The organism is Fulvimonas soli (assembly GCF_003148905.1).
Lineage (GTDB): Bacteria > Pseudomonadota > Gammaproteobacteria > Xanthomonadales > Rhodanobacteraceae > Fulvimonas > Fulvimonas soli.
In genome coordinates this window covers 12941-24638 of record NZ_QGHC01000015.1, presented here as the reverse complement: position 1 = coordinate 24638, position 11698 = coordinate 12941, and the positions used below count along the sequence as shown (strand labels likewise).

11 protein-coding genes are annotated in these 11698 nt (G+C 74.4%); 3 read left to right on the top strand and 8 right to left on the bottom strand.

What is annotated here, in order from left to right; genetic code table 11:
• Positions 1 to 165 precede the first annotated feature (165 nt).
• Genes C7456_RS15015 through C7456_RS15005 form a run of 3 tightly spaced genes read left to right on the top strand, consistent with a single transcriptional unit; the run spans position 166 to position 2259 of the window.
• On the top strand, positions 166 to 426 hold the full coding sequence (locus tag C7456_RS15015) for a hypothetical protein (RefSeq protein ID WP_109724621.1): 261 nt from the start codon (positions 166 to 168) through the stop codon (positions 424 to 426).
• A complete protein-coding gene (locus tag C7456_RS15010; protein ID WP_139942899.1) occupies positions 423 to 683 on the top strand; it encodes a hypothetical protein in 261 nt (86 codons plus the stop codon). The genes C7456_RS15015 and C7456_RS15010 overlap by 4 nt, the downstream gene beginning before the upstream one ends.
• Positions 684 to 696: 13 nt before the next feature.
• Positions 697 to 2259 carry a PepSY-associated TM helix domain-containing protein gene (locus C7456_RS15005; protein ID WP_109724619.1) on the top strand — a complete coding sequence of 521 codons (1563 nt, stop codon included), beginning with the start codon at positions 697 to 699 and terminating at the stop codon, positions 2257 to 2259.
• A gap of 7 nt (positions 2260 to 2266) precedes the next feature.
• On the opposite strand, the gene C7456_RS15000 is transcribed toward C7456_RS15005, so the two are convergent.
• The 8 genes from C7456_RS15000 to C7456_RS14965 form a co-directional block, all read right to left on the bottom strand.
• The gene (locus C7456_RS15000) at positions 2267 to 2587 is read right to left on the bottom strand and encodes a hypothetical protein (RefSeq protein WP_109724618.1); all 321 of its coding nucleotides are present in this window, start codon (positions 2585 to 2587) and stop codon (positions 2267 to 2269) included.
• 63 nt (positions 2588 to 2650) lie between these two features.
• Complete coding sequence (locus C7456_RS14995) at positions 2651 to 3337, bottom strand: hypothetical protein (protein ID WP_170120231.1); 687 nt, start codon at positions 3335 to 3337, stop codon at positions 2651 to 2653.
• A 2-nt stretch (positions 3338 to 3339) separates the two neighbouring features.
• On the bottom strand, positions 3340 to 4815 hold the full coding sequence (gene trpE, locus C7456_RS14990; protein WP_109724617.1) for an anthranilate synthase component I: 1476 nt from the start codon (positions 4813 to 4815) through the stop codon (positions 3340 to 3342).
• Between the two features lie 155 nt (positions 4816 to 4970).
• On the bottom strand, positions 4971 to 5696 hold the full coding sequence (locus C7456_RS14985) for a DUF6796 family protein (protein WP_109724616.1): 726 nt from the start codon (positions 5694 to 5696) through the stop codon (positions 4971 to 4973).
• Positions 5683 to 5892 (bottom strand): hypothetical protein, encoded by a 210-nt coding sequence (locus C7456_RS14980; RefSeq protein WP_139942900.1) that lies wholly within the window; start codon positions 5890 to 5892, stop codon positions 5683 to 5685. Before C7456_RS14980 ends, C7456_RS14985 begins: the two co-directional genes overlap by 14 nt.
• Positions 5889 to 7058 (bottom strand): PepSY-associated TM helix domain-containing protein, encoded by a 1170-nt coding sequence (locus tag C7456_RS14975; RefSeq protein ID WP_211306338.1) that lies wholly within the window; start codon positions 7056 to 7058, stop codon positions 5889 to 5891. Before C7456_RS14975 ends, C7456_RS14980 begins: the two co-directional genes overlap by 4 nt.
• Positions 7055 to 9151 (bottom strand): TonB-dependent receptor, encoded by a 2097-nt coding sequence (locus C7456_RS14970; RefSeq protein WP_109724614.1) that lies wholly within the window; start codon positions 9149 to 9151, stop codon positions 7055 to 7057. The genes C7456_RS14975 and C7456_RS14970 overlap by 4 nt, the downstream gene beginning before the upstream one ends.
• Positions 9152 to 9467: 316 nt before the next feature.
• Positions 9468 to 11498 carry an ATP-binding protein gene (locus tag C7456_RS14965; RefSeq protein WP_109724613.1) on the bottom strand — a complete coding sequence of 677 codons (2031 nt, stop codon included), beginning with the start codon at positions 11496 to 11498 and terminating at the stop codon, positions 9468 to 9470.
• Positions 11499 to 11698 lie beyond the last annotated feature (200 nt).

Here is an 11698-nt window from a genome sequence, read left to right as displayed (position 1 = left end):
TGCTTCCGCTCTCGGCGCGACCGCGCGCGTGGCGCGATCCCGAAAACTTTTTTCCGGCGACGCCGGACCGGGCACGAATTGACGCCCCGCCCTTCATTGAGAATAATTCGCATTAACTTGCTTCGGCGGCTTCTCCCGCCGCCACATGCCGGATCCACGCCGACCATGACGCTACTCGCCCTCGCGCTCTGCCTCGGCGGCGCCCTGCTGTTCTACCTGGCCAGCCCGCAGCAGCGCCTGCGCCGCGCCGCGCTGCCGCCGCGCTGGCGGCTGGCGGCGCTGCTGCTCGCGGCGGCCGGCGCGCTGGCCTGGTGCCGCGCGGCCGGCCCGGGGCCGGGCCTGTTCGCCGCGCTCACCGCGCTCATGCTGGGCTGGGTGCTGCTGCCGTACCTGGGGTGGTGGCGCCCCGCGGCGGCGCGGCCATGATCGGCCGCTGCCTGGCCGGCACGCTGCTGGGCTTCCCGCTCGCCGGCTTCCTGCTCGCGCTGCTGCTGCAATGGCTGCCCGACCATGGCGAGCCCTGGCTGATCCCGGTGCTGATCCTGTTCTTCCCGCTGTGGACCGGGCTGATGATCGGCGCCTATTTCTTCCGCAACGGCGCGCGCGCCTGGCTGGCGCTGGGCGCGGCGAACGCGCTGGCCTGGGCCGCGCTGTGGCTGTCGCGCCACGCCGCGGGCGCATGAGGGAGCCGGCGCGATGAAGTCCTCCACCCTGCGCACCTTCCAGACCGTGCACACCTGGACCGGCCTGGTCGCCGGCTTCGCGCTGTTCGTGGCGTTCTACGCCGGCGCGCTCAGCGTGTTCCACGACGACATCGCGCTGTGGCAGAACCCGCCGTGGCGCGCCGCCGGCGCCGACGTCTCGCTGGACACGCTGGCGCGGCGCATGGTCGAGGCGCACCCGCAGGCGCGCGACGACTTCGGCCTGGTGCTGGCCCCGCGCGGCACCACGCAGGCGCCCTACGCCTACTGGGTGCAGGACGGCGAGGCGCGCTTCGCCACCGCCGCCGCCATCGCCGCGCCGAGCACCGGCGATCCCGCCCGCGGCAGCCTGGCCGACTTCGTCTACGCGCTGCACTACTCGCTCGGCATCCCCACCGTGGGCCTGTACCTGATGGGCGTGGTGAGCCTGCTGTACGGGCTGGCGCTGGTGTCGGGGCTGATCATCCACCTGCCGCAGCTGCTCGGCGACCTGTTCGCGCTGCGCGCGGGGCGCAACCTCAAGCGGCTGTGGCAGGACGCGCACAACGCCATCGGCGTGCTCAGCCTGCCGTTCCACCTGATCTTCGCGGTGACCGGGGCGATCCTGTGCCTGTCCACGCTGGCACTGGCCGCGCTGAACCCGCTGGCCTTCGACGGCAAGCTGTCCGAGGCCTACGCGCGCGCCACCACCACCGCGCCCGCGCGGCCGGCCGGCGGCGCGGCCGCGCCGATGCTGCCGCCGGAAACGCTGGTCGAGCGCGCCCGCGCGGCGGCGCTGCGCACCGGCGTGAGCAGCTTCGAGCCGGACTACATCCACTACATGCACTACGGCGACCGCAACGCGGTGGTGGAGGTGCGCGGGCTGTCGCAGCGCACCCTGGGCACCTTCGGCACGGTGGCGCTGGACGGCGCCGACGGCACGGTGCTGTCGGTGCACGTGGGCGCACGCCAGGACGCCAACGGCATCGTCAACTCGTCGATGTACGCGCTGCACTTCGGCAGCTTCGGCGGGCGCGCGGTGCAGTGGCTGTACGGGCTGCTGGGCCTGGCCGGCGCGTTCCTGTTCTACTCGGGCAACCTGCTGTGGATCGAGTCGCGGCGCCGGCGCCGCCATGCCGAGCAGCCGCGCCGGGTGCGCGCGATGGCGCGGGCCACGGTGGGCGTGTGCGTCGGCAGCTGTCTGGGCATCTCGGCGGCGTTCGTGGCCACCCTGCTGGCCGGCGCGCTGGGCGCCGATCCGGCGCTGCCGCAACAATGGGCCTGCTACGGCGGCTTCGCGCTGGCCTGCCTGTACGCCGGCCTGCGGCCGGTGCCGCGCGCCACGCCGGAGCTGCTGCTCGCCACCGCGCTGCTGACGGCGCTGGCCGCGCTGCTCGACCTGGCGCGCAACGCGGGCGTGTGGCTGCAGCCGTGGAGCCACGCCACCGCCGCGGTGTTCGCGGTGGACCTGGCCGGCCTCGCGCTGGCCGCCGGCTTCGCCGGCCTGGCGCGCGCGAGCTGGCGCCGCGCGCGGCACGGCGAGCCCAACCACGTGTGGGCGCTGGCGGCGGAGGGTTGACCCGCCTTCAGCCGCCGGCGGGCGCGGCAGCGTCGTCCGCGACCGGCCGCACGGCGTTGCGCCGGCGCAGCGCGACCAGCGCGCGCAGGTTGCGCTCCACCTCGGCGAGGGTCATCGGGAAGAAGGCGTCGTCGGTGTCCGGCACGCTCCAGCTGCGCACGCGCTGCAGGTCCACCGGCACCTGCGCGGCGTGCAGCGCCTCCACCAGCCGGCCCGGCTGCAGCTCGGCCACCTCGCAGACCAGCCGCCACAGCCAGTTCATGCGCTGCGGATCGCAGGCGCGGGTCATCGGCGGACGGCGGTAGGTCTGCGGCACGGAGCGGGTCATCGGCGGAGGGCTCGGGGAAAACCGCGCCCTGTATCGGCCGGCGCGGCGCGCGCTTGAACGCGCTCAGCCGCCGGGCGGCGCGAAGCCGAGCACCTGGCCGGTGTAGGTCTCCACCAGCGCGGCGAACGGGCGGCCGTCGCCGGTGGCGAGCAGCGCGCGGTGGCGGATCACCTCGGCGGGGATCGCCAGCGGCCGTCCCTTGCCCGGCGGCAGCGCCCCGGCCCGTTCCCAGCCTTCCGGCAGCGGCGACCACAGCAGCTCGGCCGACAGCGTCTGCCGGTGGAAGCGCAGCGGCATCACCACCTTGCCGAACGGCGTGTCGGTGGTGTCCAGCGCGCGGTTCATCGCCGCGGTGAGGCGGCCGGGCAAATACCAGTTGTCGGCCTCGGACAGCACGTGCCCGCCGCAGGCCAGCCGCACGCGGCGGTACTTCACCGGCTCGCCGGCGGCGGCGCCCAGGCGCGCGCGCAGGTCCTCCGGCAGCGGCTCGTCGGCGCCGCGCACGCGCTCGGCCACCACGCGCGCGGGCGCGGCCAGGCCGTGCGCGCCGCACCAGCGCTCCAGCGTCAGCGTGGCGCTGTCGTGGCCGAGCAGGTCGGCGTTGAGCGTCTGCAGCAGCGCCAGCGCCTCGACGCGGGCGAGCGGGGTGTCCGGCCAGGCCGGGGCCTGCGCCGGCGTCGCGGCGGAAGCGGACGCGGCCAGCGCCGACAGCACCGCCGCGCGACCCGCGAGCCAGTGGCGGCGCGCCATGCTCACAGCCCCCTCGCCGCCTGCGCCACCGCGCGGAACAGCGCGCGGCCCTTGTTCATCGTCTCCTCCCACTCGGAGGCCGGGTCGGAGTCGTAGACGATGCCGGCGCCGGCCTGCACGTGCAGGCGGCCGTCCTGGATCACCGCGGTGCGGATGGCGATGGCGGTGTCGGCGTCGCCCCACCAGCCGATCCAGCCGATCGCGCCGGCGTAGATGTTGCGCTTGTACGGCTCCAGCTCCCGGATGATCTCCAGCGCGCGGATCTTCGGCGCGCCGCTGACCGTGCCGGCCGGGAAGGTGGCCTTGAGCACGTCCATGTACGACAGCCCCTCGCGCAGCCGGCCTTCCACCTGCGAGACGATGTGCATGACGTGCGAGTAGCGCTCGACCACGAAGGACTCGCCCACTTCCACGCTGCCGGTCGCGCTGATGCGGCCGACGTCGTTGCGGCCGAGGTCGATCAGCATGACGTGCTCGGCGCGCTCCTTCGGGTCGGCCAGCAGCTCGGCCTCCAGCGCGCGGTCCTCCTCCTCCGTCGCGCCGCGGCGGCGCGTGCCGGCGATGGGGCGCACCACCACCCTGCCGTCCTTCAGGCGCGCGAGGATCTCCGGCGAGGAGCCGACGATCTGCGTGCCGCCCAGGTCCACGAAGTACATGTACGGCGAGGGATTGAGCGCGCGCAGCGCGCGGTACACGTCCACCGGCCGCGCGTGGAAGCCGATGCTCAGGCGCTGCGAGGGCACCACCTGGAAGATGTCGCCGGCGCGGATGTACTCCTTCGCCTTCTCCACCATCGCCTCGAACTCCTCCCTCGTGAAGGAGGACTTGAAGTCGCCCTCGTCGAGCGCGGTGGACCGGGCGAGCTGCGGATACGCCGCGCCGCCCTGGCGCAGCCGGTACACCAGCGCGTCGAGCCGGCGCTGCGCCTGCGCGTAGGCCTGCGGCTGCGAGGGGTCGGCGTGCACGATCAGGTACAGCCGGCCCTTGAGGTTGTCGAACACCGCCACTTCCTCGGCCAGCATCAGCAGCACGTCGGGCGTGCCCAGCTCGTCGCGGCGGTCCCACCGCGCCAGGCGCGGCTCGATGTAGCCGATGGTCTCGAAGCCGAAGTAGCCGACCAGCCCGCCGGTGAAGGCCGGCAGGCCGGGCAGCCGCGGCACGCGGTACTGCGCGCGCAGCTTCTCGATCTCGCCCAGCGGGTCGTCCAGGTGGCGGCGCTCGACCACCTCGCCGGCGTCCTCCACCTCCAGCTCGTGCCCGCGCAGGCGGTACACGCGCCTGGCCGGCAGGCCGATGATCGAGTGGCGTCCCCAGGTGGCGCCGCCCTCGACCGACTCGAACAGGAAGGTGTACGGGCCGTCGGCCAGCTTGAGGTACACCGACAGCGGCGTGTCGAGGTCGGAGAACACCTCGCGCACCAGCGGGATGCGGGTGTGGCCTTGCGCGGCCAGCGCGTCGAAGTCGTCGCGGGAGATCACGTGGGGTCCGGTCGAATCCAGCAGGGGAAGCCCGGATTGTAGGCGATGGCCGTGGGACGGGGCGGGCGGAGTGGAGTGGGAGGGCCGTCCCGGCCCGATAGGGTGCCTGGCCATCGCGGCCGGAGGCCGCTCCCACACAGTCTCCCTAGCGGGGGCTAGTGGCGGGCCGCGCCGCCGCGCCACAGCAGCGCCAGCGACTGCAGGTAGACCAGCAGCCACACCACGTTGAACGCCGCCGCGCCCAGTGCGGGGGACAACGGGCCGCCGATCAGCTGCGGCACGCCGATCGCCAGCAGGCCCAGCACCAGCGGGTTGGCGGTCAGCGCGAACCAGCGCGGATAGGCGCCGCCGCCGCGCGCCACCGCCGCGGCGAACCACAGCAGGCCCAGCGCCTGGCAGGCCACCGCAGGGAAGTAGGTCCACTCCAGCACGCGATGGAACTGCGCGGCCAGCGCCAGCAGCGCCGCCTGCCCCGCCGGGTCGGCCGACGCCACCGCCTGCCAGGTCGCGCCCACGAAGTAGAACGCCGCGTGCGGCAGCGGCGCCAGCGCGTAGCCCGCGAGGATCAGCGCGGCCGCGGGCACCGTCCAGGCGCGGCCGCCGCCGCGCAGGCCACGCCACAGGTGCCAGCCGCCGCAGAGGTACAGCGGCACGCTGAAGGCCGCCCACAGCGCGCCGGCGGCGAGCCGCGACGCGGGCACGCCGAGCAGGCGCAAGGCCAGTTCCCGGTCGGCGAAGTCCGCGTGCGCGGCCAGCCACGGGTAGTCGACAGCGTTCGCCACGTGGCCGACCAGCAGCATGTCGCCGACGATCCACGCCAGCGCCGCAGCGACGCCGGCCAGCCCCGCCAGGCGCAGGCGCGCGAGCTCAGCGCCGGCCATGGGCCGCGTGTCCCGTCCGCGCCGCGCCCGCGCGGCGCATCGTCCAGCCGTACCAGCCGCCCGCCACGAGCGGCGCCGCCGCCAGCAGGAAGAAGACCGCGTCGCCGACGCCGTCCGCGAGCAGCATGCCGACGATGCCGGCGACGCCCAGCAGCGCCAGCAGCAGCGTGCGCGGCAGCGCGCCCAGGCGGCTCATGCGCGCGCCTCGCGGCGGCCGCGGCGGCGGTTCCACCACAGCCAGGCGCCGTTGCCGGTGATGAACAGGGTGAGCCAGGCGCAGGCCGTCCACAGCAGCTTCAGCGCCAGGCCGCCGTAGTCGCCGAAGTGCAATGGCTGCGACACCAGGATCGCCTTCAGGTACCACGGCAGCTGGCGCATCGTGTCCACCCGGCCGGTCGCCGCGTTGACCAGCGCCACGCGGTACAGCCGCTCCTCCAGCCCCTTGGCGCCGCCGAGCAGCACGGTGTAGTGGCTGGGCGTGGAGAAGTCGGTGTCCGGATAGATGGTCGACACCACGTGCCAGCCCGCCGGCGCCGCCGCCAGCGCGGCGCGGTAGGCGCGATCGACGTCGACCGCCGGCTGCCCGGCCGCGGCGGCGTGCCCGTACTGCGCCTGCACCGCGGTCAGCTCGGTGTGCTGCCACACGCCGAGCGCGATGGTGCCGAAGCCGAGCAGGAAGCCGGTGACGCTGACCACCAGCGCCCAGCCCAGCACCAGCGCGCCGACGAAGTTGTGCAGGTCCAGCTGCAGCAGCCGCGCGCCGCGGCCGCGGCGCAGCACGCCGAAGGCGACGCGGCGCACGTAGGGCGCGTACACCGCCAGCCCCGACAGCAGCGAGAGCAGCACCAGCAGCGCGATCAGCGCGCCGACCAGCTCGCCCAGCGGGCCGAGGAACCAGCGCGCGTGCAGGTCGAGCAGCACGCCGGTGAAGGTCTTGTCCAGGTCCTTGCTGCCCAGCGGCCGCGCGGTGGCGAGGTCGGTGAAGGCGGCGAAGGCGCGCTGGAAGCCATGGTCGCCCGCCGGCGCCACCGACACCAGCAGCACGCCCGGATGCTCGTCCGGGTCGAAGCCCACGCTCAGCACGCGCTGGCCGGGATGCTGCGCCATCACGTTGACCACCGACTCGGCCAGCGGCCGCGGCGGCGCGGCCGACCGCTGCGCCGCCGGCACCACGCCCAGCGCCGCGTCGATCTCGTCGTGGAAGATCAGCACGGTGCCGGTGACGCACAGCACCAGGAACGGCAGCGTGGCGAGCAGGCTGCTCCAGCGGTGCAGCCACAAGTTGAAGCGGAACCAGCGCGAGCCGGCCGGCACGGACGCGGCGGCGGCGGCGGCGCGGGCGGCGGGCGCGACGGCGGTCACAGGAAGTCCCACTGGATGCCGACGCCGTAGCTGCGCGGCTGCGCCATCACGGCGCCGTCCTGCGCCCGCGTGGCGCCCGGCTCGATCAGGATCGGCACGTCCCGGTCGAACAGGTTGTCGGCGTAGACGAAGGCGTAGACCTCGCCGAGCCGGTAGCCGGCCTTGGCGTTGACCAGCCAGTACGGGTCGGTGCGCCCGCGCGGCTGGTTCTCGATGTCGGACCAGTAGGCGTCCGAGTAGCGCGCGTCGAGATTGGCCTCGAAGCCGCCGGCGCCGCGCCAGCTCGCGCCGAGGTCGGCGGTGGCCGAGGGCGCGCGGGCGAACTCGTGGCCCTCGATGCCGGAGCCGGGGTAGCGGGTCACCTCGGTCTTCAGCAGGCCGAGGCTGCCGTACAGCTCCAGCCCCGGCCGCGCCAGCCAGCGCAGGCCGGTCTCGGCGCCGTAGTTGCGCGCGCGGTCGGCGTTGCGCACCACCACCGACCACACGTTCGGGTCGGGGTTGAGGTCGAACGGCAGCTGCATGTTGCGGTAGTCGCCGTAGAACACGTTGCCGGTCCATTCCAGCCGCCCGCCCGCCAGCTCGGCGCGGAAGTAGCCCTCGTAGTTGCGCACGTACTCGGGGCGGTAGCTGTAGTTGACGATCGGCACCTCGTAGGTGATGCCGCCACCGCCGCCGTTGTAGCCGCGCGCGGCGAACACGCCGAGCGTCCATTGCGCGTCCGGCCGCCAGGCCAGGCCGAGCTTGGGCAGGAACACCTTGTCGGTCTCGTCCACGCCGATCGCCACCACCGCGCCGTCGCCGCCGTGGCGGCGGTGGCGCTCGCGCTCGTAGCGCGCGCCCACGGTGAGGTCGAGGTTGTCGCGCAGCGCGACCACGCCCTCGCCGAACAGCGCCCCGGTGTCCACGCGGTCGCGGAAACGCTCGTCCACCGGGAAGTCGATGAACTCGCGCTGGTTGGTGCGGTACAAGTGGACGCCGGCCACGCCGCTCAGCCAGCCGTCGCCGCGTTCCAGCCGCAGGCGCGGTTCGAGCATGTACTCGCGGGTGTCGATGCGGGCGATGCCGGCGCCCGGCGTCGCGTAGCGGTGCACCTCCAGGTCGGTGGCCGAGAGCAGGTTCTCGAAGCGCAGGCGCTCGTCGAGCTGCCACTTCGTGTCGGCGATGGCGCTGTCGCTGCGCGGCTCGAACACCGGCATCTGCGGCGACAGCGCCTGGTGGTCGCCGAACGGGCGCCGCTCGGTGACCACCTGCGGACCGCGCGCGTCGGCATGCTGCAGGGTGAGCAGGGTCTGGAAGCCGTCCAGCGCCCTGGGCGCGTACAGCAGCTTGCCGCGCAGGGTGCGCATCGCGTAGTGGCCCGGGTCGCTGGCGCCGGGGAAGGGCTGGAAGTTCACGAAGCTGCTGCGCATCTGGTCGTCGCCGGCCAGGCGGAAGGCGAGCTGGCCGTCCACCAGCGGCCCGGACAGGTAGAACGCCGCCTGCCCGTGCGCCTGGTTGCCGGCCACCAGCCGCACGCCGGCCTCGGGCGTCCAGCTCGGATCGCGCGTCTTGATCGCCAGCGTGCCGGCGATGGCGTTGCGGCCCTGCAGGGTGCTCTGCGGGCCGCGCAGCATCTCGATCTGCTCCACGTCCCATAGCGAGCTGTCGCCGAACACCACCTCGTTGTAGCTGGCCGGGCGGCCGTCGATCTGCACGTTCAGGCGCGCGCGGCTGCCGGCGAAGAAGGCGTCGGCGCCCTGCGCCGAGCCGGTGCCGTCGACGCCGCGCACCGCCGGCGCGAAGTTGCCGCCCGCCGTGCTGGTGACGTTGGGGATGTGCTGCAGCGCCTCGCTGCTGTCGTCGAGGCCGCGCTCGTCCAGCGTGGCGCCATCCAGCACCACGGTGCTGGTGGGCGTGTCCTTCAGCGAGCGGTCGCTCTTCTCGGCGGTGACCTTGACGGTGTCGAGGGTGACGGCCGCAGGCTTGGTCCCGTCCTGCCGCTCCTGCGCCGATGCGTTGCCCGCGGCGCCCATGATGGCGGCGGACAAGGCCAGGGCGAGCGCACGGCGCGCGTGCGCGCGATGGCGATGGGATGGGAAGAAGGACTGGGACATGCTGGCTCCGGTCGGGACGAACGAATGCCGCCGCAATGGCGGCGGACGGACCGGGCCGATGCCAGACGTGCTGGCGGTTCCCCTCTTGCGTGAGTCGCAAGAAGTTAAACGAGAATGAATCTCAACTCAAGTGGGCGTCCGCTGAAGGCTTGCCTCCTTCTCCCCTCCAGGGAGAAGGCCGGGATGAGGGGCGACGCTTGCGGAAGCGCGCGATGGATCAAGGTCAAAGAGCGGGTGTTGCGGCGAGCCCCGGCCCCTCACCCCAACCCTCTCCCCGTAGGGGAGAGGGAGAAGTGCCTCTTTCCCCCTCTGAAAGTCAGGCCAGCCGCTGGCGCGGCAGGCCGCGCAGGAACAGGATGAAGGCCACGCCGCCGCCGTCCTCCAGGTTGCGCGCGGCCGCCGCGCCGCCATGGCGCTCGGCTACCAGCCGCACCACGTACAGGCCCAGGCCCAGGTGCGGCGCGTCGCCCGGCGTGGCCTTGTCGCGCAGGCTCACCAGCGAGTCGAACAGCCGCCCCTGCATCGCCGCCGGCAGCGGCGGGCCCTGGTTGGCCAGCTCGATCTCGGCGCCGCCGTCGCGCGCGCGCAGGGACAGGCGCAGCCAGCCGTCGGGCGGCGTGAACGAGAGCGCGTTGTCGAACAGCTTGTCCAGCGCCTGCGCGACCAGCTCGGGCGCGCAGTGCAGGGTCAGCGGCGCCTCGGGCAATGCGCATTCGAGGCGCCGCGCGCCGGCCAGCGGGCGGTAGGCCTCGGCGCAGCCGCGCACCACCTCGCGCAGGTCCACGTCCTCGGCTTCCGCGGCGGCGATCGCGCGCTCCATCCGGCTGGCCTCGCTCATCGCGCGCACCAGCGTGCCCAGCCGCGCCACGCCGTCGCGCGCGCGGTCGAGGTAGGGGCGCGCCTCGGCGGGCAGCGCGTCGCGGGAGGCGAGCGCGTGCTCCAGGTTGTCCAGCGAGGACTTCACGATCGCCAGCGGCGTGTTGAGCTCGTGCGACAGCTTGGAGGCCAGCGTGCGCAGGTAGTCGGTGTAGCCGCCCACCGCCTCGAACAGCCGCTCGAAGCTGCGCGCCAGGTCGCCCAGCTCGTCGGGCGCCTCGCTCATCGGGAAGCGCCCCTTGGCGAACAGGCCGTCCAGGCGTCCATCCGCCTGCTGCGCCCGCTCGGCCGCGTCGCGCAGGCGGCCCAGCCGCATGCTGAGCCGGGTGGCGAAGGCGAGCAGGATCAGCCCGGCCACCAGCAGCACGCCGAAGCTGGTCAGCAGCAGGCCGAGCAGCGCGCGGTTGGCCAGCAGCGGCACGGTGCGGCTGGCCTGCTCCAGCAGCAGCACGCCGTGCAGCTCGTCCGGCGGACCGACCGGCGCGGCCACCGCCAGCACCACGCTGCCGCGCGTCTCGCCCGCGCGCCACACCGCCGCCGGCTCGCCGGCGCGGGCGCGCGCGATCTCCGGCAGGTCCAGCCGCGGCGCGTCGTCGGTCCACGGCTGCGCGTCCTCCAGCCGGCGCGCGAGCAGCGAGCGGTAGACCAGCGCGGCGAACCAGCCCGGCTGCGCCCCGTCCGCGCCGGTGCCGGCCAGGCGCCCGCTGCGCGCCAGCACCCAGCCCGGCGGCGCCAGCAGGCGCGCGCGCGTACCGTCGGGCGCGAGCAGCGACAGCTCCTGCGCCAGCGCGGCGGAATAGCGCCACAGCGGGCGGCTGTCGACGCCCAGCGGATCGGCGTCGGCCGCGCCGCCGTCGTGCACGCCCACGCCGAGCCGGTCGAACGCCGCCTCGCGCGGCAGGCGCAGCTCGACGCGGTAGCCGCTGCCGTCCTCCTGCCATTGCCCGGACAGGCTGTCGGGGAATCCCGCGGCGGGCGGATCGAGCACGCGCGCGGCGAAGGGACCGGGCGCGGCGCTGGCCAGCAGGTAGCGCCGGCGCTGGCCGTCGCGCTCCAGGCTCAGGACCAGGTGGTCGGCCTGCAGCGCGTTGGCGTCGCCGGCGTCGGCGCGCACGCGGCGGACGGCGCGCACCTGCGCGTAGAGGTAGAAGCCGTCGGCGTCCTCGGCCAGCAGCAGCTTGGCGTGCGTGCCCAGCGGCTGGCTCCACGGCGTGAGCGGCGCCCAGTCGTCGCCGTAGCCGTCCACGGTGATCGGCGTTTCCGCGCGCTGCACGTACCAGCCCTCGCCGCCGGCCGGCAGCGCCGCGCCGCTCACCAGCAGGCTGCGCGCCAGCGCGCGCGCCGAGGCGGTGAGCGCCTGCACCTGCCCCTCGCGCAGCAGCGTCTCCATCTGCCGCACGTACAGCCAGCCGGCCACCGGCAGGGCCAGCGTGCAGAGGGCGACGAGCAGCAGCTTGCGGCGCAGGGACATGGGGTCAGGGGCGGGGGACGGGGGGTGAGTAGCGAGGGTGCACGGGCGGAGGTCCGGCGAGCATGCTACAGGCGAACGTCCGGGCGACGGCAGGAGTCACTTCGTGCACGACCCGCCGCGTCACATGCAACGCAAAGGCCGCAACAGGAACGCCGCAAGGCCCGGTGCTGCGCCCTCGCTACTCATCCCTAGCCACTCAC